The 21,445-nt window shown below is 67.4% G+C and carries 25 protein-coding genes; 13 read left to right on the top strand and 12 right to left on the bottom strand.

The genetic code is table 11. The features are described from left to right. Nucleotides 1-21: 21 nt before the first annotated feature. The 3 genes from ACFU0Y_RS00600 to ACFU0Y_RS00610 all read right to left on the bottom strand — a co-directional run bounded on the left by ACFU0Y_RS00600 (nucleotide 22) and on the right by ACFU0Y_RS00610 (nucleotide 1,568). The gene (locus tag ACFU0Y_RS00600; RefSeq protein WP_380212499.1) at nucleotides 22-813 is read right to left on the bottom strand and encodes a ParA family protein; all 792 of its coding nucleotides are present in this window, start codon (nucleotides 811-813) and stop codon (nucleotides 22-24) included. Between the two features lie 82 nt (nucleotides 814-895). Continuing rightward, nucleotides 896-1,225 (bottom strand): hypothetical protein, encoded by a 330-nt coding sequence (locus ACFU0Y_RS00605; protein WP_380212500.1) that lies wholly within the window; start codon nucleotides 1,223-1,225, stop codon nucleotides 896-898. A 79-nt stretch (nucleotides 1,226-1,304) separates the two neighbouring features. Beyond that, nucleotides 1,305-1,568, bottom strand: coding sequence for a glutaredoxin domain-containing protein (locus tag ACFU0Y_RS00610; protein ID WP_380212501.1), 264 nt, complete (start codon nucleotides 1,566-1,568; stop codon nucleotides 1,305-1,307). An 18-nt stretch (nucleotides 1,569-1,586) separates the two neighbouring features. Here ACFU0Y_RS00610 and ACFU0Y_RS00615 point away from each other — a divergent pair, with 18 nt between their 5' ends. Then, a complete protein-coding gene (locus ACFU0Y_RS00615) occupies nucleotides 1,587-1,784 on the top strand; it encodes a hypothetical protein (RefSeq protein ID WP_380212502.1) in 198 nt (65 codons plus the stop codon). 133 nt (nucleotides 1,785-1,917) lie between these two features. Here ACFU0Y_RS00615 and ACFU0Y_RS00620 read toward each other — a convergent pair whose 3' ends face one another. From ACFU0Y_RS00620 to ACFU0Y_RS00640, 5 genes are all read right to left on the bottom strand, one after another. After that, nucleotides 1,918-2,085 carry a hypothetical protein gene (locus tag ACFU0Y_RS00620; RefSeq protein ID WP_380212503.1) on the bottom strand — a complete coding sequence of 56 codons (168 nt, stop codon included), beginning with the start codon at nucleotides 2,083-2,085 and terminating at the stop codon, nucleotides 1,918-1,920. Between the two features lie 464 nt (nucleotides 2,086-2,549). After that, on the bottom strand, nucleotides 2,550-3,809 hold the full coding sequence (locus ACFU0Y_RS00625) for a Y-family DNA polymerase (protein WP_380212504.1): 1,260 nt from the start codon (nucleotides 3,807-3,809) through the stop codon (nucleotides 2,550-2,552). 14 nt (nucleotides 3,810-3,823) lie between these two features. Then, nucleotides 3,824-4,264, bottom strand: coding sequence for a LexA family protein (locus tag ACFU0Y_RS00630; protein ID WP_380212505.1), 441 nt, complete (start codon nucleotides 4,262-4,264; stop codon nucleotides 3,824-3,826). Nucleotides 4,265-4,392: 128 nt separating this feature from the next. Next, nucleotides 4,393-5,496: a hypothetical protein gene (locus ACFU0Y_RS00635; RefSeq protein ID WP_380212506.1), complete on the bottom strand. Its 1,104-nt coding sequence runs from the start codon at nucleotides 5,494-5,496 to the stop codon at nucleotides 4,393-4,395. Nucleotides 5,497-5,766: 270 nt separating this feature from the next. After that, entirely contained in the window at nucleotides 5,767-5,982 is a 216-nt protein-coding gene (locus tag ACFU0Y_RS00640) for a hypothetical protein (protein WP_047802221.1), read from the bottom strand. Between the two features lie 249 nt (nucleotides 5,983-6,231). Between ACFU0Y_RS00640 and ACFU0Y_RS00645 the strand changes: the two genes are divergently transcribed. Genes ACFU0Y_RS00645 through ACFU0Y_RS00660 form a run of 4 tightly spaced genes read left to right on the top strand, consistent with a single transcriptional unit; the run spans nucleotide 6,232 to nucleotide 8,688 of the window. Next, complete coding sequence (locus ACFU0Y_RS00645; RefSeq protein WP_368797563.1) at nucleotides 6,232-6,645, top strand: hypothetical protein; 414 nt, start codon at nucleotides 6,232-6,234, stop codon at nucleotides 6,643-6,645. Continuing rightward, nucleotides 6,645-7,646 carry a hypothetical protein gene (locus ACFU0Y_RS00650; protein ID WP_380212507.1) on the top strand — a complete coding sequence of 334 codons (1,002 nt, stop codon included), beginning with the start codon at nucleotides 6,645-6,647 and terminating at the stop codon, nucleotides 7,644-7,646. The genes ACFU0Y_RS00645 and ACFU0Y_RS00650 overlap by 1 nt, the downstream gene beginning before the upstream one ends. Continuing rightward, nucleotides 7,643-8,236, top strand: coding sequence for a hypothetical protein (locus ACFU0Y_RS00655; RefSeq protein ID WP_380212508.1), 594 nt, complete (start codon nucleotides 7,643-7,645; stop codon nucleotides 8,234-8,236). The genes ACFU0Y_RS00650 and ACFU0Y_RS00655 overlap by 4 nt, the downstream gene beginning before the upstream one ends. 11 nt (nucleotides 8,237-8,247) lie before the next feature. Then, nucleotides 8,248-8,688, top strand: coding sequence for a hypothetical protein (locus ACFU0Y_RS00660; RefSeq protein ID WP_380212509.1), 441 nt, complete (start codon nucleotides 8,248-8,250; stop codon nucleotides 8,686-8,688). A 55-nt stretch (nucleotides 8,689-8,743) separates the two neighbouring features. Here the strand turns inward: ACFU0Y_RS00660 and ACFU0Y_RS00665 are convergent, their stop codons facing one another. From ACFU0Y_RS00665 to ACFU0Y_RS00680, 4 genes are read right to left on the bottom strand one after another with little or no spacing between them, the layout of a single operon-like run. Then, entirely contained in the window at nucleotides 8,744-9,328 is a 585-nt protein-coding gene (locus ACFU0Y_RS00665; RefSeq protein WP_380212521.1) for a hypothetical protein, read from the bottom strand. Then, entirely contained in the window at nucleotides 9,325-10,437 is a 1,113-nt protein-coding gene (locus tag ACFU0Y_RS00670; RefSeq protein ID WP_380212510.1) for a transglycosylase SLT domain-containing protein, read from the bottom strand. The genes ACFU0Y_RS00665 and ACFU0Y_RS00670 overlap by 4 nt, the downstream gene beginning before the upstream one ends. Then, nucleotides 10,437-11,855: a chromosome partitioning protein ParA gene (locus ACFU0Y_RS00675; protein WP_380212511.1), complete on the bottom strand. Its 1,419-nt coding sequence runs from the start codon at nucleotides 11,853-11,855 to the stop codon at nucleotides 10,437-10,439. The genes ACFU0Y_RS00670 and ACFU0Y_RS00675 overlap by 1 nt, the downstream gene beginning before the upstream one ends. 16 nt (nucleotides 11,856-11,871) lie before the next feature. After that, complete coding sequence (locus ACFU0Y_RS00680; RefSeq protein WP_251356605.1) at nucleotides 11,872-12,114, bottom strand: helix-turn-helix domain-containing protein; 243 nt, start codon at nucleotides 12,112-12,114, stop codon at nucleotides 11,872-11,874. A gap of 170 nt (nucleotides 12,115-12,284) precedes the next feature. On the opposite strand from ACFU0Y_RS00680, the gene ACFU0Y_RS00685 reads away from it, so the two are divergent. Genes ACFU0Y_RS00685 through ACFU0Y_RS00720 form a run of 8 tightly spaced genes read left to right on the top strand, consistent with a single transcriptional unit; the run spans nucleotide 12,285 to nucleotide 21,321 of the window. Further along, complete coding sequence (locus ACFU0Y_RS00685; protein ID WP_380212512.1) at nucleotides 12,285-12,908, top strand: DUF6668 family protein; 624 nt, start codon at nucleotides 12,285-12,287, stop codon at nucleotides 12,906-12,908. Then, nucleotides 12,905-13,204, top strand: coding sequence for a hypothetical protein (locus ACFU0Y_RS00690; protein WP_380212513.1), 300 nt, complete (start codon nucleotides 12,905-12,907; stop codon nucleotides 13,202-13,204). The genes ACFU0Y_RS00685 and ACFU0Y_RS00690 overlap by 4 nt, the downstream gene beginning before the upstream one ends. A gap of 40 nt (nucleotides 13,205-13,244) precedes the next feature. Continuing rightward, the gene (locus tag ACFU0Y_RS00695; RefSeq protein WP_380212514.1) at nucleotides 13,245-13,994 is read left to right on the top strand and encodes a hypothetical protein; all 750 of its coding nucleotides are present in this window, start codon (nucleotides 13,245-13,247) and stop codon (nucleotides 13,992-13,994) included. Further along, nucleotides 13,987-15,831 (top strand): type IV secretion system protein, encoded by a 1,845-nt coding sequence (locus tag ACFU0Y_RS00700; RefSeq protein WP_380212515.1) that lies wholly within the window; start codon nucleotides 13,987-13,989, stop codon nucleotides 15,829-15,831. Before ACFU0Y_RS00695 ends, ACFU0Y_RS00700 begins: the two co-directional genes overlap by 8 nt. Next, nucleotides 15,812-17,329 (top strand): SCO6880 family protein, encoded by a 1,518-nt coding sequence (locus ACFU0Y_RS00705; RefSeq protein ID WP_380212516.1) that lies wholly within the window; start codon nucleotides 15,812-15,814, stop codon nucleotides 17,327-17,329. Before ACFU0Y_RS00700 ends, ACFU0Y_RS00705 begins: the two co-directional genes overlap by 20 nt. Continuing rightward, nucleotides 17,329-19,080 (top strand): ATP/GTP-binding protein, encoded by a 1,752-nt coding sequence (locus tag ACFU0Y_RS00710; RefSeq protein ID WP_380212517.1) that lies wholly within the window; start codon nucleotides 17,329-17,331, stop codon nucleotides 19,078-19,080. Before ACFU0Y_RS00705 ends, ACFU0Y_RS00710 begins: the two co-directional genes overlap by 1 nt. Then, nucleotides 19,077-20,885, top strand: coding sequence for a type IV secretory system conjugative DNA transfer family protein (locus tag ACFU0Y_RS00715; RefSeq protein ID WP_380212518.1), 1,809 nt, complete (start codon nucleotides 19,077-19,079; stop codon nucleotides 20,883-20,885). Before ACFU0Y_RS00710 ends, ACFU0Y_RS00715 begins: the two co-directional genes overlap by 4 nt. A 4-nt stretch (nucleotides 20,886-20,889) precedes the next feature. Continuing rightward, the gene (locus tag ACFU0Y_RS00720; RefSeq protein WP_380212519.1) at nucleotides 20,890-21,321 is read left to right on the top strand and encodes a DUF4913 domain-containing protein; all 432 of its coding nucleotides are present in this window, start codon (nucleotides 20,890-20,892) and stop codon (nucleotides 21,319-21,321) included. Nucleotides 21,322-21,445 lie beyond the last annotated feature (124 nt).

Genomic DNA, 21,445 nt, shown 5'->3' on the forward strand with positions numbered 1-21,445 from the left:
TTCCTTTCGTGCCGGCGGGTCTCAGCGGCTGGTGATCTTGGCCAGGTGGCGGGTGTAGAGCTCGGCCATGGACTGGCCGCCCTTGATGCGGTCCAGGGCGTCGCCGGTCTCGATGGCGTCGCGGATCACCGCGCGTTTGGGGATGGGCGGGTCCAGCAGCTGCTCCCCCAGGGCTTCTTGGAGGGTCAGGCGCCATTCGCGCCCGGCCAGGGTCGTCGGCTCCCACTTGTTGAGCAGCACCCCGCGGATGGTGAGGTCGGGGTTGTAGTGCTGCTGGACGGAGCCGATGGTGTCGCGCATCAGGGCCACTCCGTCGGCGGCGAACAGGCCGGCCTCGGTGACCAGCACGGCCCCGTGGGCGGCCACCAGGGCGTTGACGGTGAGCATGCCCAAGTTCGGCGGGCAGTCGATGATGACCAGGTCGTAGCGCTCCCCCACCCCCTGAAGGGCGCGTTGGAGGGTCCGGGCACGTTCCTCGGTGCGGGGGGCCTGGGTGAGTTCTTGCTCGATGATTGCCAGGGCCCGCCCCACCGTGGGGGCCAGGTCCACCCCGGGCCAGATGGTCGCCACGATGACGTCGGCCAGGGTGACGGGCTCCTCCCCCGGCGCCTGCTGGGGGTTGATGACATCGGCCAGGCTGACCTCGTCCAGGGGTAGCCGCTCGGGGGTCAGGGCGGTGGTGAGGTTGCCCTGCGGGTCCATGTCGATGGCGAGCACGCGCTTGTCCGCGCGCTGGGCGGCGCGGATGAGGTGGTAGGCCGTGGTGGTCTTGCCCACGCCACCCTTCTGCAGCACGGTGGCAAGGATGTCCATACGGTGCCTCCTTTGAGTGTTTGCCTCAGTTTAGTAAATGGAGGCGTTGAGTAAATGGAATGCATGGGTGTGTCGACGGGTCTCAGGCGGTGATGGAGAAGTACACGCGGTAGAGGTCGTCCCGGGCGCGACAGGCGGTGGTGGTGACCTCCACCAGGTGCTCCCCGTCGAGGTGGCCGGCGTTCAGGCACGCCTCGGTGGCGGCATCGGCGAGGCGCTGGGCCTTCCGCGCCAGCACCTCGAGGCGCTGGGCGTGGTGGGTGAGCCACTGGGTGCACTTCTCGTTGTCGGCAGCGGCTTGGGCTGCCGCGCGCAGCTTCTCGATCTCGGCCAGGACTTCCTGGGCGGCGCGGGCCGCTTCTTGGGCGGTCGCCCGGTGCTTGCTGGTTGGGTGTTCAGGCTGGATGGTCATGGCGTCCTCCTGGGGGGCGGGTGGACTTCGCGGGGTCCGGGCGTGGGGGGGGGGGCGCCGTGGATCTGCGGGCGACGGGTTAGGTCAGCTGGGTTCGCTGTCGCACCAGGGCGTGGAGCTTGTCCGGGCGCAGGCCGTGCCAGTGGTCGCAGACGGTGCCGTCGTCGTCGCGGACGACGGTCACGGGCACTCCCTGGTAGCCCAGGCCGCGGAGGAAGTCGGCGGCCGCGGGCAGGGAGGCGACATTGATCAGGCCGAAGGGGATGTCCTTGCGGTCCATGGCCTGGCCGGCGGCCTGGCAGTCCACACACCCGGGGAGGGTGTAGAGGGTGATGGTGGTCATGATGCCCTCCTGGGCTCAATGGAAGAGCAGTTCCTGGACGTAGAGGCTGTGCCCGGCGACCGCACCGTCGTCGTCGAGGACGGCAACGACTCCGGCGGTGCCGGCACCGGGAACACCGTGCGGGTAGAGCACGTGGGCGATGTCGAAGTAGTGAGGTCATCCTCGCCAACCGGTCTGACTTCGATACTTTTACCCTCATTTTACTCCATTACATGAATGGAGTAAATGGCGTTAATGGATGATTTCTAGGAATAGGTTTGGAACGATCGGGCGGACAAAAGCCCCCACCAACGAGCAGTCGGCTGGGAGCGTCAGCATCCGCGTGGACATCACGCGTAAGGGCGGCCGTCTAAGAACCCCTGCGGACGCGGAGTAGCTCGAATCCCTCGGAGATGGACACGAGCAGCTGCTCGCGGGCGGCAACGTAATCCTTGCCCTCCGCTTCAACCTCCTGGGTCGCCGTGGATTTGATCAAGCAGACGAGCTTCATGCTGGGCCCTTCTTCGTGCAGCGACATGCCCACCCTGCTAAAGCTTCAGCGGGGTGGGCATGCGTCAAAGCGCGCGGATGCCGGCTCACCCCACCCTGCTACTTCTCGTGGACCCCAGTGCTCAGAGAACGACTGAATCGTCGGAGCTTAGAGGGCTAAGCGGACACCCAAAGCTCTCATTTTCCCTGGACACCTCTACCCACTCACACCACCGAATCGGAGTATTAGCCTCAATTTACTCCAAACCATCCTTTTACCTCATCACAGTTGTAGGCCATCTCGACCGCCAGCAAGGTGCTGATAGTGATCGCGGTCCAGTCCGGGCTCGGAGGTTCCCGAGGCTTCCCTTGGGCAATCATTTTGGAGGCCCGCCAGGGCCGAGGAAATGTGCGGCAGCCATCGTCTGCCAACCCAGTCCCAAGGACGACTGTCGCTTCGATCGATTGGGGGAGTAGGTCAGTCCTCGTGCGGAGCAGCCAAGAAGCGCATGTTCAGGAGACGGTGCGGAGCTCGTTCCAGTCGGTGGTGTAGCGCGGGGAGAGATCGGCTTGGCGATTGGTCCAGGGGGCGGGGGAGTGGGCGCCGTGTCGGCCCAGGGCGAGGGTGCCGGTGCCGAAGCGGCGGTTGACCGCGTCGATGAGCTCCCCGATCGGTGCGGGTTGCTCGAGCACCCCGGGCAGCACGGGCACCGCCCCCTCGGTGGCGAGGTCCGTGCAGAGAATGCCGGCTCGCATGTACTGCATCCCGTGCATGAGCTTGGGCACCAATGCGGCCCGGGCCGCGGCCACCAGGGGAGTGGGCTCGTTCGTGGGCACAGCCAGCCGCACGTGCGCAGAGACATTGTGCGCGGGTCCGGGCCGGTGCGGGGAGGTGCTGGCGAAGACGGTGAGGCGCCCGGTGACCTCGCCTTCCTTGCGCAGGCGGCGGGAGGCTCGCTGGGCGAACTCGGCCACCGCCGCCCCGACGATCTCCGGATCCCAAATAGGATCCGGGAACGATCGGGAGACCAGGATCTGGACCTTGGTGGCCACCTCATCCTCGACCGGGATGGCGGGGAAGCCGTTGAGCTCGAGCACGGTGCGCATCTGCACCACGGAGAACTTGTGCCGGATGGCCACCGGGTCGGCATCACGCAGGTCGGCGATGGTCTCGATGCCCATCGACTCCAGCCGCTTGGCCAGCCGCCCCGCGATGCCCCAGACCTCGGTCACCGGCAGGGCCGCCATGAGCTTCTCCCAGTACCCCTCGGGGGCCTGGTCCCAGTGGACCACCCCACCGGTGACGGGCAGCTTCTTCGCGGTCTCAGTGGCGATCTTCGCCCGCGTCTTCGAACTGGCGATCCCAATGCTCACCGGCAACCCGACATTGCGGGCCACGGTGGCCTGCAGCCGGCGCGCCCACCGCACCTGCTCGGCCGCGGTGCCCTCCGGTGGGAGCAGGAAGCACTCGTCGATGGAGTACACCTCCTGCCCCATCGCGTGGCGGGCCAGCAGCAGCATCACCCGCTCGGACAGGTCCGCGTAGAGCTGGTAGTTGGAGGACCGCTTTTCCAGTCCCCACCGGGCGGCGTCGGCGCGCAGCTGGAACCAGGGATCCCCCATCTTGATCCCCAACACTTTGGCCTCAGCGCTGCGGGCGACGACGCAGCCGTCGTTGTTGGAGAGCACCACCAATGGCTTGCCGGCCAGGGAGGGCTCGAAGAGGGCCTCGCAGGAGGCGTAGAAGTTGTTCACGTCGACCAGGGCGATCACCGCAGACCACCGTCCTAGTGCAGCTTCCGCTGGTTGATGTGGCGGATGCCGTAGACCACGACACCCCAGATGTGCAGGGTCGACAGGGACGGGACCTCCACGTCGGGGTAGGCCGGGTTCTCCGGGTGCAGCACGACCCGGTCGGGGTGGACGTGGAGGGTCTTGATGGTGAAGTCCCCGTCCAGGACGGCGATCACCACGCTGCCGTCCTTGGGGGTCAGGGAGCGGTCCACGAGGACTTCGTCGCCGGAGTAGATCCCGATGCCTTCCATGGAGTCTCCGGTGACGCGGAAGAGGTAGGTGGAGGTCACGTCTCTGATCAGGACCTCGTTGAGGTCGATCCGGCCGTCGTCGAAGCTGTCCTGGGCAGGGGAGGGGAAGCCAGCCGGGACTCGGACCAGGACCGCAGAGACCAGCGCGGGGCGGTCAATGGTGAGCGGTACTGGGTGTCTCATGCCGCCAGGATAGAACACATATTCTAAAGCTCAGCCCATAAACACAATAGACCCGTACAAATATACGGTTTGGCTAGTGTTGATGGTGCGGATTCTCCCCCGCCGACCGGACACGCCAAGGGGCCCGGCTACGGAGCCGAGGCGACCGCATTAGCGGCTTGGTTCTGGCCGGCGGCGATCTGGGCGGCCCAGCGTTGCCGGAACGGCTGACGGGGGCCAGGGAAGGGGGATGACGCGGGGACGGTCGCGGCGGCCGCCGTGCGGGCGGCGTAGCGTTCGGTGGCCGCGCGTGCTGCCGCGCGGCGCTGGGCGGCCTCGGCGGCGACCCGCTGGTCGCGGGAGCGTAGGGGGGTGCCGTCCGGGTGGGTCCAGGTGCGCATCCGGGCGGCCAGCCAGGCTCCAGGGTTGTCGATGCCCTCCACGGTGAGGAAGCCGTAGCGGGTGCCCTGAGGGGTCCAGTCCAGGGCGGTGAGCACATCGGCGATGGTCCATTCGGCCTCGAAAAACGGGCGGCACACGCTGGTGACGTGGGCGGTGGTGAGCTGGCGCAGGACGATGGCCTCGTGCTGGAGCTCCAGGGCAGCCGCCCGCTGAGTTTCCTTCCGCGCCCGACGGGTCACCCGCTTCGTCAAAGGCTCTGTCGTTGCATGACGGGGCCACAGCGGGGCTGTACGACGGCTCAGGGCGGCGACCACCTCGCGCCGCTGCGCGGCGCGCTTTCGGCTGGGTCGCGGCGTAGCCGCGTCCTTCGGGGAAAGCTTTTCGCGCGCGTGCGGGGAAAAACTCTCCCACTTCGTGGGGACCGGGGTGTCAGTTAATTCCACAGGCTCCGGCGCCAGCTGAGGGGTGTTGTGGATGAGGGCGTAGACGGGGGCCTCGCCCTGGATGCGGCCGGTGGAGCGCGGGGTGCGCCCCGCGCTGCGGCCGGTGGCCACCACGGCCAGCAGCCCGCAGTCGCGCAGGTGGCGGATCACCCGCGCCACGGTGGAGCGGGAGCGATCGATCTTGTTGGCCACCCAGTCCCAGGTCGTGCGCCAGGTGCGCGAGGCGGGGTCCTGCTGGCGGCAGATGATCTCCACCACGGCCAGCAGGTTCGCCCGGGCATCGGCACGGATCAACTCCAGGCTGGGGTGCTCCAACACGGCCCGCCGCCAGGCGGCAACGTGCTTGGCGAGCTGGCAGCCCTTGGGCACAGCCCGCAGCACGACGGCCTTGGACTGCTCGTGCTCCACCCGCACCCGCCGGCGGCGTGAGGGGAACTCCCCAGCGGCCTCGAGGGCAGCGTCAGGGGCGGAATGTGACCGAAAATCGGCGTGACTGAGTGAAGAGGGGTCCATTTGCGGACGCGCCTCAGGTACACTAGGGGACACAACAGTCCCCTGGTATTGGATTCATGACAGGTTCCGATTCAGTTAGCTGTTGGAACGGCTGTCGCGAGTTTGGCGACCTGAGACAGCCGAATGACTTCGACGGCCCGCCCTGCCAGGCGGGTCGTCAGTCGTTTAAGCGGAATTAGCCAGCGGTAGGCGCGGCTCCTCCCTGTTGTCGAGCTTGTTGGACCTTCCAGCGTCGCGGTCGATCAAGGCGCCGATGTATTCGGCCATGCTGAGCCCCGCCTGATGCGATGCTTCGATCGCCGCGCGGTGTTGTTCTGGAGACACACGCGCCATCAGAGCCACCTTGTGGCCCTGCAACTTCGGCTGCTGGTACTCGGTCATGGGTCGATCATGGCATATCGACACTGCTACCGATAGCGGTATCAGGTGTGTCTCGGTGATTTTTCATCCCTCCGGTACACGAGGCAAGCAGCGATGGCCTGAATCATCTACGGCCGGGCGCAAAGTGCCGCGCGGCATGCATCCACCCTAATACATGTTGAACATGTTCAACATAAACATGTTCAAGTTCCGGGTAGCCTGGAGGGCATGTCTTGGCTAGGGGGAACTGTTTCCCGTTCCGACTCCGATGTGCTGGCTGAGCTGCCGGACCATCTCACCTGGGAGGGTCTTCATCTGGAGGTGCAGCGTCGGCACGGCAAGCCCATCCACATCGAGCCGGCCCCGGCGTGGTTGGGTCAGGACGTCACGGGGTTGTGGTTGGAGAAGGCTGAGCGGTCCTGGATTTTCCATGCTGCCGGAGAGAGCGAGCTGCTGCGCCGGCACGTGATCCTGCACGAGTACGGACACATCCTCCTCATGCACGGTGGGTGCGAGCTGACGCTGGGGAACGCCTTCGCCCACATCGGGGGCTCCCGGCGGATCAAGACCCTTCTCGGGCGTTCCTCGACCTGGACGGCCCAGGAGATCGCGGCAGAGAACGCCGCCACGAGGTTGGCCGCCCGACTGATCCAGCAGGTGGATCCTCTGCTCGAGGCCTTCTGATGAGCCTCGGAGCGGTGTTGAGTCTGCTCAAGGCCGTGGCGTTCCTCTTCGCCGCCGTGGCAGTGGTCGTTCGTCTGCCACGAGTGGCGCGACGACGCCGAGTGGACTTCGTGTGGGTGGGCACGGCGTTGGCAGCGCTGGCCTTCTCGGCCAACGGGGTCATGGTGCCCGAACGGAGCGTGGATGCGTGGCTGGGCGGGGAGAACCTCTTCCACCTGGTGCGCAACCTGCTCGCGCTCAGCGCCGTATGGTGCCTGCGGGCGGCCCTCGTCCAGTCCCTGCAACGCAGGGACTGGAGCCGGTCGCGGACATTGCGGGAGGCCGCCATAGGTAGCGCCTTGCTGCTGGGGCTGACGGCAGCGTTCTTCTCGATCGACCGGGGCCCGACCTCGGGAGCGTTCATTCCGGACCACCTTGCCCAGGGCGGCACCCTGGTCTACACGCTGCTCATCATGGTGATGGGAGCCTGGAACGCCGCCGATGTTGCCCGTGTCGCCTTCCGGGAACTCACCCTGCGCCAGCATGGGCACGACCGCCTGCTGTGGCCGGGGCTGCTCGGCCTGGGTGTGGGAGGTTCTCTGCTCGTGCTCGGCTGCACGCTCGAGGCCGGCTACGCAGTCCTCGGGTATTCAGGCACGTGGGATGCTGTAGCTGTGGCCCTGCGGGCCTCGTTCGGCCCGGTCTTCCTGCCCGGGGCCGTGCTGGTGTGCTTGGCCGTGGCGTGGCTGGGTCTCTACGCCCAAGGCCGGCGCCTGAAGATGGGTCTGCGCATGGACATCCTGAGGATCGCCCCGGTGTGGGCCCAACTCGGCGCGGACCGGTGGAGCCCTGGTGGACGCCCTCCGGGCTGGTCCAGCGCTCTGTCGGCTGATCCCCAGAAGGTTCTTTACAGTGCCGTCATTGCCGTCGAAGACGCCCTGCGGGCCGAAAACGCGGGCCTGTCGGAAAAGCAACGGTGTGCCCTGCAGGCCGCCGAGAGGAGATTTGAACTCACATCATGAGCACCTCGATAGTCGTCCCCCGCTGGGAGAGAACCGCCACGGAAGCCTTCCAGCCTCCGGTGCTGCTGGCGGCACTGCTCATCGCGCTGCCCTGGGGGGCGAACCCATCTGCGGCCTCGCTGTGGTGGGGAATCAGCGCGGCCCTGATCGTGTGCGGGGTTCCGCTGGCCGTGGTCCTCATGCTGGTGCGCCGAGGGGTGCTCACCGACCACCACGTGAGCGTGAAGGAGCACCGCCGACCGGTGATGGCCGGGGTGCTGGTGCTGGTCCTCAGCTACCTCGCGGCGGCGATCCTGCTGCAGGGACCGATCGAGATCGTGGCGCTGCTCGTGGCCACGTTCCTGGCCGGGCTGGTGATCGCTGTGGTGAGTCCGTGGTGGAAGATCTCCGGGCACGGCATGATGATGGGCGGAACTATTGTTGCCCTGACAACATCCTGGGGTGTTGTCGGGCTGCTGTTTGTTCCGGTGGGCCTGGCGGTGTGCTGGAGCCGCATCCGACTCCAGGACCACACCGGTCCGCAGGTGATTTCAGGCTTCATCTACGGGCTGGCCTTCCTGGGCAGCATCTACGCCTGGATCGTGCCATGAGGAGAAACCACGTGGGGGACGCCAACCGGGAACGCTCAGCCCAGATCTTGGCCGACAAGATCAACCTGCTGTTGGATACCCTGCGCACCGAAGCCGGCCAGCCCTACGACTTCACCACGATCCAGCAAGGCCTCAAAGACCGCGGCGTGGCCATCTCACGGACGAAATGGCATTACCTGAAAACAGCCGACATCCGGGTGCGTCCCGACGAGAAACTGCTCCGGGAGCTGGGGGAAGTGTTCGGGGTGGACCCGAGATACCTCGTGCAGGAAGATGGGCCGCTCCCTCGGCAGGTTGAGCAAGAACTCCACACGGTCCGCGCCCTCCGGCGAGCCGAGGTCCGCAACTTCGCCGCCCGGGCCCTCGGTCAGATCGATCCTGAAGGGCTTCAGGCGATCCTGGACGTCATCGAGAAGAAGGAAAGTTCCTCTCAGGACGACTCCACACAGTAGGTAAGGGAGGCTGGCCCCGCCACAACGGCAGGGCCGGCCTCCTTCGTTCATCTACCTACTCGGCGTCACCCATGTCGCGGGACTGATGGCCGACGACTTCCCATTGGCCGTCGTGCTCCTCGAGGTAGAGGGTGACCTGCCGACGACCCGTTTCGTGGACGGTGGCCCCGTCGCGGGTATTCCAGGTCCATTCCACGGTGTAGGCGCGGATGGCCTTGTCCAGAGCGACGTCCTGATTGACGTCGCCGTGGACGGGGACGATGGTGGGTGCGCTGTACCCCTGGTGCTCAGCGGCCGCGAGCCACGGGGCACCTGCTGCGTTGCGTTCGGGCTCGACCTGATGCGCGGCCCAGTCGGCGGACATCAGCGGCTTGGCCCGGACCGCGGCAGCGGTCTCGGTGCGATCGGTGGCGGTGTCCCACAAGTGGAGCATCAGGGCGGCGACCTCGGCAGTGGAATCCACGTCGGTGCGGTCAGCGTCGTCCGGGGTGGCGAAAGTTCCCTCGCCCAGCTGTGGCGGCACGGTAGAGACAGTGGCTTCTGGGGAACTTTGCCGGGCCTTGCTGGGCGAGTCACAGGCGGCAAGCGGCAACGCGCACAGCAGCAGTGCTGCGGCGAGGCTGAGTGGATGGCGCATCATCTCGGCCACGCACCTTTCTCTTTGAGGATGGGCTCGGGGTCGAGGTTGTGCCCTTGGTAGGGGAAGACGAGGTCGGGGGCGCCGGGCTTGTAGATCTCAAAGTGCAGGTGGGTGGCCATGCCGAAGCGTCCGTGGTTGCCCTCGATGCCAATGATGTCCCCGCGTTTGAGCTTCTGGCCCTTGGTCACGTCCCAGGAGTGCAGGTGACAGAACGCGAAGCCGAAGTCGGGGTCAGACCCGTCCTCTTTGGCGATAACGCAGCCATCGGCGGCGTTGAACCCGGTGATTCGCAGGCTGGTGGGGGCAACGACGACTCCGCCGCTGCCGTTGCCGGCCCCGGGGGTGGCGATGTCCACGCCCACGTGCTGGTTGGCCCAGGACGGGACACCGGCCAGGGCGCGGCCGCCGTAACCGGAGGTGAAGACACCGCCGGGCAGCGGGGTCGTCCACTGCCCGTCACCGAGGTCGCCGTCCCAGGCCCTCGCACCGGTAGGAGCCTTGCAGCCGGCGGAGAAAGTGCCCTGGGCGCCGTCGAGGATTTTCTCGATGTACTGCTGGGTCTCCGGGTAGGGCGGGACGCCGTGGTGCTCCTGCACCGCACCGGGTCCGGCGTTGTAGGCGGCCAGGGTCAGGCGCACGAGCTCGTCCGGATCATCCCCGGCGATGGGCTGAACTTGGCTTTTCAGAGCTGCCATGTAGCGGCCCAGGGCAGCGATGGCATCTTCGGGATCGAAGGGGTTGCCGCCGCGACCGTAGGTGTCCCAGGTCGCGGGCATGAACTGGGCCAGGCCCTGGGCGCCGACGGGACTGGTGGTGTCCGGATTCCACCCGGATTCCTGCGCCAGTTGTGCGGCGAGCAGACTGGTCGGCAGTTCGGCTTGTCTGGCGGCCGCGTCCACGAGCGGCCCCCAGCCATTGGGAACGGACACCACATTGGCCTTCTCGTTGGTGCCGACGGCGGTGGCCGTGCAGCTGGTGGACAGGCCCGCGGCGTCTTCATCCTCGGCCAGGGTGGCCACGAGCATGGTCAAAGCCATGGTCATGCCCACCGGCAGTCCAAGGAGCAGCAGGGCCGCGCCGCCGAGGGTTCGGGGGCGGGGTCCGGCCATCAGAATCCTTGTGAGACCAGGGCTGCGGCGTGCAGCCAGGCCCGTCGGGTGGCGGGGCGCAGTTGTCGGTGGTGGATGCGGCCCTGCACCAGGTGTGGGTCGAAGGGGACGATGGTCACCTCACGCACGAACGGGGCGTACTCCTGGGCGATGGCGTGGGCCTTGGTGCTGTGCGAGGGCATCAGCTCGGAGATGACCACCACGGCATTGCGGGCCAGTTCCCCGGCATGGGGGCCTCCGGCGTACAGAGCTTTGAGGGCGTTGACTCCGCCCTGGGCCTTGTCGGACTCGGTGGTGGTGGCGATGACGATCTGGTCGGTGTGGGCGATCATGTGCGCCCAGTTCTCGCCTCGGGTGGAGTTGCCGCTGTCCATGATGACGAGCCGGTAGTACTTCTCGGCGACCCGGTGCAGGGCGTCCACCTCGGCCCCGGTGATTTCGTGGGTGTTGGACGGCGATTCGTCGGAGCGCAGGACGTCGTAGGCATCCTGGGCTTGGTGGTGGACGAAGGCGGCCAGTTCGGCCGCTTTGGCTTCGGCGGTGAGGAAGTGATTGGCGTGATGGAGAAGGTCCAGTGCGGTGGAGTCATGGCCGGCGCCGTCGGTGCGCCAGCCCAGGGAGCCCATGGCTTCGTTGTTGTCCCAGGCGAGCACGCCGGCCCCGCCGTGGCGGGCGAACTGGGCGGCGAGCAGGGCAACGGTGGGGGTCTTGTTGGCACCGCCCTTCTGGTTGACGACCGCGATGGTGCGGGAGCCGATCCAGTGCCGTGAGACCGCGGCCAGGTCTTCTCGTTCGGCTACTTCCTCAGGCCCAGGGGTCAGGTGCATCCCGATGCGGTTGAGCATTCCGCGCCAGCCGTGGGTGGCTGGTGCATCAGTCAGGGAGCTGTCGGTGGCGATGAAACTGGGGGCGGAGTCGATGTCCCAGACTGTCGTGTCCGATGGTTGCAGCGCCGGGGCGCTGGAGGACGTTGACTTTGCCTGCATGGGACGGGGCTGCGACGCGTTCTCGAGAGTCGGCGTGACGATGGTGGAAGGCATCGGCTCGGCTTCCTCAAAAGAGGAACTTTCGGGCTCGGTCAGCGTGGGCTCTGGGGCCGACTCGGCGGGCACGAGCTCATCGAGGCTGACCGCACGGCTGCCTCGACGCCCGGGCCGAGGTAGGGGAGTGGCCGTCCCGTCGGTGGAGACCTCCCCGTCAGGCCCAACGACCAGGTAGGTCTCGAGTTCGCTTCCCGAAGACGGGTCGATGGCTACGACTTTGACGGGCCGACCCAAGATACGCGCAGTCTCGGTTAGCTGAGCAATGGCATCGTCCATCGAGTTCAGGGGGGTCACCACACCGTCGATGGAGACTTCAACGGTGTCGTCGTCGGTGATCGTTGCGGTGCATCGCGGACGGTCGAGCGCCTGCGCCATGGGGATGCCTTTCGTATCAGTCGGTATCCCCCACTCCGAGGTTGGGCTGCTGAGAGACGTTGTAGTGAGCACGCAGGTGCTCTTTCACGTCGTCCCGGAGGATGATCCAGTGCGAGCCCAGCTGTATGGCTGGCACCCGCCCATCCCTCAGCCACCGGTAGGTCACCGTGGTGCTGGACAGCCCCAGAACCTCGGTCAGCTGGGCCACGGTGAGTCGCTCGGGCAGCCCGTTGAAGAGCCTGTCCAGCGACTCAGTCATGGAGAGCGCTCCGGCAATCACGGCGGCTCCGGTACATCGAAGTGGGAAAAAGTTGCTTACGGTTGCACACCATAGCTCGAAACCGCCTATAGTTGAACATGTTCAATTCGTTTCCGTGGGTGACCCACGGGGATGCACCTCGGTGCATTGGATTCAACTTAGGAGCCTAGATGGGCAATCGGTGGACGGGGTTCGTCGCACCCGGCACGAGGGCCCAGACGGTCTCGCTCCTGGAGGAGACCCATCATGAGCCGCCCCCGGTGCTTCGGGGGGCGCAGGCGCCCCAGCAGGGTATTTCCGCACCGGACGGCGACAGACGGCTCGAACGGTTCCCCACGTCCTCCGGTGGTCCGTACTGGTTAGGCGCCCATGGCGGAGCGGGAGAGACCACCTTCCGGGAGCTGCTGGGCGGTGTCGAATGCCATCACCGCTGGCCTTCTCCCACCCCAGAGGCACCGTCTCCTGTCGTTGTCCTTCTCGCCCGACAGACGCATCGCGGGTTGGAAGCAGCTCGACACGCCGCCCAGGACTGGGCCTCCGGGCAACACCCGGAGGTAGTGCTCGCGGGGTTGGTGATCGTGGCCGGCACCCCGGGCAGGGCCCCGAAACCCCTGGCAGCAGCGACCCGCGTGATTTCCGGTGGTGTCCCCTCCACCTGGGTGGTGCCGTGGATCGAAGAACTCCGACTCACCGGAGCCACGGACTGGGAGTCCATGGCCCGTGAGCCGAGGAAAGTCCTCACCGCCCTCGGTGAGGCAGTCGATGAACTCATCTCCGAGAGGACCCCCCAATGATCGACCTCGTACTTGCCGCCCAGGACACCGTGCTGGCGCTGCCGGCCAACCTGCCCGACTCCAACCCCCTGGCCCCTCCCGGCATCGGCGACACCTGGAACCGCATGGTCGGTGTCGGCAAATGGATCGCCCTGGGCATTGCTGTGCTGGGCCTGCTGGTGGTCGGCGGAAAGATGGCCTTCGACGCCCGCCGTGGAGAGACCACTGAAGAAGTATCCGGGATCATCAAGATCGTCCTGGCCGTGGCTCTGATCTCCGGTGGAGCCTCGATCCTGACCTTCATCGCCGGGGCATAACCACCACCAGACGCAGCCCCCCACACACGAGGAGCAACACGTGACAGACCACATCGGGACCGACGACAACAGCACATGGTGGAAGACCCCCCGCTTCCTCATCTCAGCAGTCCTCGTCGCGATGCTGATCGTGCTGGGCGTGGTCCTGTGGCTGTGGCCCGACGGAGAAGAGCCCACCCAAGCCGCCCCGGCGCCAGCCACCACCGCCGAACCGGTGGCGGGCGGGGAGTCGGAGTGCGGTTTGGACGCCACCAGCGGCACCACTCTCACGAAAGCGCCGGAGGACGTCGAATGGACCGCTCTCGGGGCGATCTACGCACCGTCCTCTGAGGAGCACGGACCGGGCACCGTGGACGAGTCGACGGGTGTGCGCTCCTGCTACTCCCACACTCCCGAAGGGGCGTTGCTGACGACGGCGAACATGCTGGCCTCGAGCAACGATCCCCAGCTTCTGCTGGACACTCTCAAGGAGCTTGCCATTGAGGGCCCCGGTAAGGACATCGCCGTGGGGCAGGTCCAGCAGCGGGTCTCCGCAGGGGATGCTTCCACGGTCCCGGTCGAGGTTGCCGGCTTCCGACTGCTTTCGTACACGGGCGAGCGAGCCACGGTCGAGGTCGTACTGGCAGGAGACGACGGGACCGAGAAGACATACATCACCAGTAGCGCAGACCTCATGTGGCAAGACGGCGATTGGCGCTTCGCCCTGCAGGACAACGGCGACACAGGCCCCGTCTCGGGCCAGGTGTCAGACCTGAACGGGTACATCGAGTGGGGACCCCACGATGGCTGAGGAAGAGAAGTGCTTCGCACTCGATGGCTTCTGCAAGGTCAAGGAAGGAGTCAGCGACGCACTCACCGGAGCGGCCGGTGATGCGCTGGATCAGATCGCCGACGGTGTAACCGCTGCGGTGGTCGACACGATCGCCTCCCTGGGGTCGATGTGGACTCGGATCGGCAGCGCCAACCTCACCAGCAACAGTGCACCCACCTCCCAGGCTCCGGCCCGTGGGGAGTTCAACGCCTACATCGATCTGCTGCTGAGTTTCGCGAGCTGGATCGGGCTGGGGGTGTGCGTGTTCGGGGTGCTGTTTCTGGGCATCGTGTTGGCCACCAACGCCCGCCGCGGCGACGGGGCCGGCCTGGTGAACACGGCCACCGTGCTGGCCTCCGGGGCGGCGCTGATCGGTGGGGCCACCAGCCTGATCGGCTTCCTCGTCCCGGCCTGGGCGGGAAACCTGTCCGGGTCCGTGGGCTTTATCCAGGACCAGACCTTCTACCTCACCCTGGCCGTGGCCGCCCTGAGCGTGATGATCGCCGGGGCCCAGATGGCCTGGACCCAGCGCGCCGAACCGGCGAGGGATCTCCTCAAGAACCTGCTCACCCTGGCCGTGGTCACGGCCTCGGGGGTGACGATCCTCAACGTCCTGGTGGCTGGCACCGACGCCCTGGCCGTGCAGATCATCGATTCCGCCATCGGTGAGGACTTCCAGACCGACGTGCTCAAGCTCCTGGCCCTGGACAACGCCACCAGTGCTGGGGCGGCGGATCCGGTGTGGTTGGGCGGCAACGTCATCCTGATCATCGTCGGCGGGGTCGTGGCGATCATCGTGAACCTCATCCAGTTGATGCTGATGGTGCTGCGCACCGGAATGCTGTTCCTGATGGCCGGGATCCTCCCCCTCTCAGCCGCGTTCCTGAACACCGAGACGGGCAAGAACTTCTTCCAGAAGGTCATCGCTTGGACCCTGGCCTTCGCCTTCTACAAGCCCGCCGCGGCCCTGATCTACGGGTTGGCGATCAAGATGTCCACCACCGGGGTGTGGGAGGACTCCGGCAGCGGGCTGATCCAGTTCGCCGCCGGGCTGATGATGATCGTCGCCTCCGTGTTCGCCCTGCCCGTGCTCATCGGATTCCTCAGCCCCGTCCTGGGCTCGATGTCCTCCTCCGGCGGTGGCGGCGGGGCACTGGGGATCGCGGCGATGGGCGCCGCCATCCCGCAGGGCGCCTCTCACCTGGCTCGCTCGGGACGCGGATTCGGCTCTGATTCCTCTTCCACGCCACCCTCGAAGGGCGGGCCGGGTTCCGCGCCTGCTGGTCCGTCCTCGGCTGCCGGTGGGGCCAGCGGCACCGCTGGGGCCAGTGCTGCGGGCACGGCGGGCTCCGCTGGTGCTGCGGCGGCGGGGGCAGCAGCTGCACCGGTGGCGGCGGGCATGGCGGCCGCCAACGCAGTGCAGAATACGGGGGAAGCCGTCTCCCAGGCCACCGAGTCCAGCGCGAACGCCGGCACCTCCAGCACCGGAGGCGGTGCCGCCGGAACCGGAGCGGCAGGCGCGTCCTACCCGGGTGCGCCCGGCCAGGACGGTGCGCAGAAGCCCTCTGCGGGAACAGGGGCGCAGTCGACCCCAGGCAACGGGGCAGCAAGGGCATCACCTCGCACCGGGGCCCGCCCCACCCCGGGGGCCGGTGCTGGCGCTGGCGCGCCACCACGCACCGGGGCACGACCCACGGGCCCCGCGGCCGCCAAGCCGACAGCCAAGGCTGCACAGCAGCAGGTACGTGCGTTCAAGGCGCAGATCGCCAACGAGACCGGAAATGAGGGCCGCCCTGATGGCGCAGACCGCAGCTAGAACAGACGAGAACCGTCCGCGGGTGTACGGCAACTTCCGCACCCCCACCTCTAAGGGCCTGGCAGGGCTGTCGACCGCCGGCACGGTGCTGCTGATCGGTGGGGTGGTCGGCGGGATCCTGCTGATGATGCTCAACCTGTGGCTGGTGGCCCTGGCCTTCGAAGCGGTGATCCTGACGCTGATCGCCCTGTCGATGAGCAAGAACAAGCACGGGCGCACCCTGATTGAGCGCATCCTGCGCCGGGCCGGGTGGGCCAACACCGTCTACTCCGGGGCCAACGTCTACCGGGCCGGGCCGGTGTCCCGGGTGCCTTCAGGGACCACGAAGCTGCCCGGGATCTCGGCCCGCTCCAAGATCACGGAGCACGTCGACGGCTACGGCCGCCCCTTCGCCCTGCTCGAGGTCCCGCAGAAACACCACTACACCGTGGTGTTCTCCTCCGAACCCGACGGCGGAGGCATGGTCGACCAAGACCACATCAACCGGTGGGTGGACCGCTGGGCGCACTGGCTGGGCATGCTCACCGACGAGCCCGGTCTCACCGCAGCCTCGGTGACGATCGAGACCGCCCCGGACTCCGGATACCGGCTGGCCCGCAAGATTGAGGCCCGCATGAGCCCCGACGCCCCGGCCTTCGCCCGCGACGTGATCAACGAGTCCGTGCAGATGCTGCCCACCGGGGCCACCGTCACCCGGGCCTACATCGCAGTGACCTTCAAAGCCTCCGTGCGAGCCGGCGGGCGCATCCGCAACGCCGCCGAGGTCGCCGATGACCTGGCGGCGCGGTTGCCCAACCTCACCCTGTCCCTCAACGACACCGGGGCCGGGGTGGCCGCCCCACTCACCGCTCAGCAGCTGTGCGAGGTCATCCGGGTGGCCTACGACCCGGCCGAGGCAATCCTCTTCGACCGGGCCCACGCCCAGGGGGTGGCCCCGGAACTGGACTGGAGGGAGGTCGGCCCCCAGGCCGCCGACACCTTCTGGGACTCCTATCACCACAACGGCTCCTGGTCGAAATCCTGGGCGATGTCCGTGCCCCCGCGCTCCACCGTCCAAGCCAACGTCCTCCAAGCCCTGATCGCCCCGAACCCTGAGCTGGTGCGCAAGCGCGTTACCCTGCTCTACCGCCCCATCGACCCCGCGAGGGCGGCGCAGATGGTGGAGAACGACATCAACACCGCCACCTTCAACGCCTCCTCCCGCAACCGCGCCACCGCCCGGGACACCCGCGAAACCCGCGCCGCCCAGGCCACCGCCGCCGAGGAAGCCGACGGGGCGGGGCTGCTGAACTTCGGGCTCGTCGTCACCGCCACCGTCCGGACAAAGGGCGAGCTGGATGAGGCCGAAGCCATCATCGAGAACCTTGGGACCTCGGCGAGGATCCGACTGGAGGAGGCCTACGGCGCCCAGGACTCCACCTTCGCCGCCGGGCTCCCATTGGGCGTGGTGATCCCGGACCACCTGGCCCTGCCCTCGACCGTGAGGAACGCCCTGTGATGAAGCAGAAACAGCGAGACCAGATCATCCTCCCCGCCAGCCGAGGCAACGCCTCGACTACCGTCCTGGATCGGGCCTTCGCCCGCACGAAGTTGGGGAAGGTGTTCGCCAAGCCTCAGCGCACCGGCAGCACCTCCGTCACCGCCTCCTCCACCCGTCGTCCCGGTCCGCGGGGGCACAAGGGCCGGGGACTGGGCGAGGCGCAGCTGCTGCACCCGATCCGCGAGATGCGCGGGACCAACTACCAGGTCTGCGGGCTCTTCCCCTTCCCCATGGGTGGCGGCTCCCCGCTAGAAGGCGTGCCGTTGGGGCGGAACCTCCTGTCGGGGGAACCGGTGTGCTGTGACCCGATCTCCTGGTTCCTGAAGCTGCGGGTGATCTCCAACCCCTCGGCCTTCGTGATGGCCAACCCCGGGCTGGGCAAGTCCTCCCTGCTGCGCCGGATGGCCATCGGGCTGGCCGCCTTCGGGGTGTGGCCGCTGATCCTCGGAGACATCAAAGGCGAACACGTAACCATGATCGAAGCCCTCGGCGGGGCCGTCCTACCCCTGGGCCGCGGCGTCGGACACATCAACCCGCTCGATGACTGCGGGGCGGTCGCGGCCGCCAAGCTGCTGTCTCCTGCCCGGGCGGAGGAGCTGCTGGACGAGCTGCACTCGAGGCGCCGGTCGCTGATCGCCTCGCTGATCGCGATCCTGCGCAAGAAGCCCCTGGATGAGCGCGAGGAGTCGATCCTGGACCGGTGCCTCACCGTCCTGGAGGCCCGCCATGCTGAGGCAGGCACGGTGCCGGTGATGGCCGATCTGCGTCAGGTGCTCAAGGACAAGCCGGTCGAGGTGCGTGAGGTCGCCCTGGACCGCGGTGACGACGCCCGGTACGAGGACATCACCGAGGGTCTGGAGTCCTCGCTGAACTCCTTGTGCGGCTCCGGGGCCTTCGGGCAAATGTTCGCCCACCCCTCCACCAACCGGATTGATGCCTCCCGGCCGATGGTCTTCGACCTGTCGCGGATCTCCCAGACCGAATCCGACCTGCGGGCCGCGACGCTGATGGCCTGCTGGTCTGCCGGCTTCGGCACCGTGACCACCTCGAACATGCTCGCCGATGACGGGGTGATCGAGCGCCAGCGGTTCCTGGTGATCCTGGACGAGCTGTGGAACACCCTGGCGGCCGGGCCCGGCATCGTGGACCAGGTCAACGCCCTGACCCGGCTGAACCGGGAATGGGGGGTGGGGCAGATCATGGCCTCCCACACCCCCTCCGACCTGATGGCCGTGCGCGGTGAGGAGGACCGGGCCAAGGCGAAGGGCATCATGGACCGCTGCGGCATCAAGATCCTGGGTGGGCTGGCCAAGTCTGAGATGCCGCTGCTCACCGAGTCGGTGCCCTTGAGCATGCGTGAGCAGGAGCAGCTGGCGATCTGGCAGGACCCACCCGCCTGGAACCGCCGCGGCGACGAGGCGATGGAGTACACCAACGACGACGTCTACACCCCCACCGACCAGGCGTTCACCGATGAGGAGCTCACTCAGTGGCTGGCCGATGACGAGAACGCCGCCTGGTACTTCGACGACCGCACCACCACCCCGCCCCCGGGCCAGGGGAAGTTCTTCATCAAGGTCGGCTCCCGCGCCGGCATCCCGTTCTCGATGGAGTTCACCCCCACCGAGCGCCGGTCCCAGGTGCACGACACCGAGAAGAAGTGGCACGAGGCCAAGTCCCGCGCCGCTCAGGAGAGGGGCGAACGATGAGCTCCCTGGACCGCAAGTACAAGGCCGGCGGCGGGGAGGTCGCCCTGCTGCTGACCCTGCTCTTTGCGCTGGTCGGTGTTCCGGCCCTCCTCTACCTCGTCGTCAGCGCCGGGCACGCGCTGACCCCGCGTACCGACCCGTTGCCCACCGGCTACTGGGAGCGGTCCCTGGGTGTCTTCACCGGTGACCTCTTGTGGCGCACCACCGAGATCGTCCTGGCCGTCGCGGCCGGGCTGGTGGCGGCAGTGCTGCTCCTGCTGTGGGGCTTCAAGCGCCACCAGAAGGTCCAGAAGGTGGTCAAGCACGACCGGGCGGCCGTGCGCATGGCCACCGTCCGCGACGTCGCCCCGTTCACCGAGAAGCAGGCGCGCGCCAAGGCCGCCCGCTTCGGTGTCGAGGCCCCGGGGGTGATGATCGGGAAGATGGTCCGCGGCGGCCACACCCTCTACGCCTCCTGGGAGGACACCCTGGTGCACATCTGGGGCACCCGCACCGGCAAAACCACTTCCCAGGCGGCCCCGTCGATCATCGAGGCCCCGGGCCCGGTGATCGCCACCTCCAACAAACGCGACCTCTCCGATTTGACCCGCGACCTCCGCGCCGAAGCAGGGGAGGTGTGGGTCTTCGACCCGCAAGGAGTCGCCGGGGAGAAACCCACCTGGTGGTGGAATCCGCTGACCGATGTCACCGACAGTGAACGGGCGGCGGAGATGGCCACGAACTTCGCAACCGGCTCCCGCCCGGCCGGGGCCAAGATGGGTGATGCCCACTTCGACGCCGCCGGCAAAGACCTGCTGGCCGGGCTCCTGCTCGCTGCTGCGGTGGGCGGGGAGCCCATCGAGCGGGTGCATTACTGGCTGACCCGTTCCACCGACGACACCCCCGCCAAACTCCTCGACGCGGCCGGGTGGGGCAAGGAAGCCGATTCGGTGGCCAGCACCATCCGCCAACCGGAGAAGTACCGCGGCAGCGTCTACTCCACCGCCCTGCAGATGGCGGCGTGCCTGAAGAACGAGAAGATCGCCGCCTGGGTCAACCCCACGGGTCCCGACGATGACCGGCCGCAGTTCGACCCGCAGGCGTTCGTGGCCGGCAAGCACACCCTCTACGCCCTGTCCAAGGAGGGGGCGGGCACGGCCGGTCCCCTGGTGACCGCCCTGACCGTGGCCACCGTGACCGCCGCCGAAGAGCACGCCGTCACCCAGGCCGGTGGCCGGCTGGGAACCCCGATGCTGTGCGTGCTCGATGAGGCGGCCAATGTGTGCCGGTGGGCGAACCTGCCCGACCTCTACAGCCACTACGGCTCCCGCGGCATCGTGGTCTCCACGTTTCTGCAGTCCTGGTCCCAGGGCGTGGACGTGTGGGGGGAGTCCGGGATGCGCAAGCTGTTCTCCACCGCCAACGTCGTCACCTACGGCGGCAACGTCAAAGAAGAAGCCTTCCTCAAGATGCTCTCCGAGCTGATCGGCAAGTACACCTACACCTCCGTGTCCTCCTCGAGGCAGAAGGACTCCGGGTCCACCTCCCGCCAGGACGCCACCGACGACATCCTCTCCGTGGCCGACCTGGCTGCCCTGCCCAAGGGCAGGGCCGTGATGCTCGGCTCCGGGGCCCGGGCCGTGCTGCTACGCACCGTCCCCGTCAGCGACCGCCCCTACGCCCAAGCCGCCGCGGCCTCCGAAGCCGCACACAACGCACCCACCAAAACCCCTGCCGCAGAAGGGCTTACACCTGAGCACCAGGGTGCTGAGCCGAGCCCGGTCGAGCCCACGGGCAACCGGTGGGCGGCCCTGGTGAAGGAGTAAGGCCATGGACATTGGGGCCCGCCGAACCAGCAGCCACGACGACATCGATGACGAACCCCTCGAGGAAGCCGCACCAGGGGAGGGGGAGCGGGAGCTCGTCTACGCGAACGTGGCCGAGTTCGTCACCGAGCATCTGTCCTACCAGTACCGGCGCGACATCGACCCTGCCGGGCGTTCCACCATGTTCACCTGGTGCGCCCAATGGTGGCGGCACGAAGAAGCCGTCAGCCGCCTCACCGGCCTCTGGCGGGCCTGGGAGAACCTGCGCACCGACCCCACCACAGGGTTGGCGGTGTGGTGGCGCGACTACGCCGACCCCACCATGCGAACACTCTTCGACGAAAAAGGCCCCTTCCACGGGTGCACCCCCAGGACGCACAGCCCCAAGGGGATACCGCTTCCGCTAGATCCTCCACCTGCTGGACTTTTCGAGTGACTCTTTTGGGGCAGCTGCGGGGGACTGCCGCACCGATAGGTGACGTTGATGATGGAAGTGTCTTCGTCGCCGGCGCGTGTGACTCTGTAGGTGACTGACGGCCGGTGGGGCTTGTCTTGCAACT

It is taken from the genome of Kocuria sp. NPDC057446 (assembly GCF_042802875.1).
Taxonomy (GTDB): domain Bacteria; phylum Actinomycetota; class Actinomycetes; order Actinomycetales; family Micrococcaceae; genus Kocuria.

Excerpts from the sequence above, each read along its gene's own strand:
- ACFU0Y_RS00670 (WP_380212510.1), bottom strand. The coding sequence starts at position 10,437 with ATGGCCGGACCCCGCCCCCGAACCCTCGGCGGCGCGGCCCTGCTGCTC.
- ACFU0Y_RS00665 (WP_380212521.1), bottom strand. The coding sequence starts at position 9,328 with ATGATGCGCCATCCACTCAGCCTCGCCGCAGCACTGCTGCTGTGCGCG.
- ACFU0Y_RS00715 (WP_380212518.1), top strand. The coding sequence starts at position 19,077 with ATGAGCTCCCTGGACCGCAAGTACAAGGCCGGCGGCGGGGAGGTCGCC.
- ACFU0Y_RS00680 (WP_251356605.1), bottom strand. The coding sequence starts at position 12,114 with ATGACTGAGTCGCTGGACAGGCTCTTCAACGGGCTGCCCGAGCGACTC.
- ACFU0Y_RS00710 (WP_380212517.1), top strand. The coding sequence starts at position 17,329 with ATGAAGCAGAAACAGCGAGACCAGATCATCCTCCCCGCCAGCCGAGGC.
- ACFU0Y_RS00705 (WP_380212516.1), top strand. The coding sequence starts at position 15,812 with ATGGCGCAGACCGCAGCTAGAACAGACGAGAACCGTCCGCGGGTGTAC.
- ACFU0Y_RS00655 (WP_380212508.1), top strand. The coding sequence starts at position 7,643 with ATGAGCACCTCGATAGTCGTCCCCCGCTGGGAGAGAACCGCCACGGAA.
- ACFU0Y_RS00700 (WP_380212515.1), top strand. The coding sequence starts at position 13,987 with ATGGCTGAGGAAGAGAAGTGCTTCGCACTCGATGGCTTCTGCAAGGTC.
- ACFU0Y_RS00605 (WP_380212500.1), bottom strand. The coding sequence starts at position 1,225 with ATGACCATCCAGCCTGAACACCCAACCAGCAAGCACCGGGCGACCGCC.
- ACFU0Y_RS00640 (WP_047802221.1), bottom strand. The coding sequence starts at position 5,982 with ATGACCGAGTACCAGCAGCCGAAGTTGCAGGGCCACAAGGTGGCTCTG.
- ACFU0Y_RS00685 (WP_380212512.1), top strand. The coding sequence starts at position 12,285 with ATGGGCAATCGGTGGACGGGGTTCGTCGCACCCGGCACGAGGGCCCAG.
- ACFU0Y_RS00610 (WP_380212501.1), bottom strand. The coding sequence starts at position 1,568 with ATGACCACCATCACCCTCTACACCCTCCCCGGGTGTGTGGACTGCCAG.
- ACFU0Y_RS00600 (WP_380212499.1), bottom strand. The coding sequence starts at position 813 with ATGGACATCCTTGCCACCGTGCTGCAGAAGGGTGGCGTGGGCAAGACC.
- ACFU0Y_RS00620 (WP_380212503.1), bottom strand. The coding sequence starts at position 2,085 with ATGTCGCTGCACGAAGAAGGGCCCAGCATGAAGCTCGTCTGCTTGATC.
- ACFU0Y_RS00720 (WP_380212519.1), top strand. The coding sequence starts at position 20,890 with ATGGACATTGGGGCCCGCCGAACCAGCAGCCACGACGACATCGATGAC.
- ACFU0Y_RS00675 (WP_380212511.1), bottom strand. The coding sequence starts at position 11,855 with ATGGCGCAGGCGCTCGACCGTCCGCGATGCACCGCAACGATCACCGAC.
- ACFU0Y_RS00615 (WP_380212502.1), top strand. The coding sequence starts at position 1,587 with ATGGAAGAGCAGTTCCTGGACGTAGAGGCTGTGCCCGGCGACCGCACC.
- ACFU0Y_RS00690 (WP_380212513.1), top strand. The coding sequence starts at position 12,905 with ATGATCGACCTCGTACTTGCCGCCCAGGACACCGTGCTGGCGCTGCCG.
- ACFU0Y_RS00650 (WP_380212507.1), top strand. The coding sequence starts at position 6,645 with ATGAGCCTCGGAGCGGTGTTGAGTCTGCTCAAGGCCGTGGCGTTCCTC.
- ACFU0Y_RS00630 (WP_380212505.1), bottom strand. The coding sequence starts at position 4,264 with ATGAGACACCCAGTACCGCTCACCATTGACCGCCCCGCGCTGGTCTCT.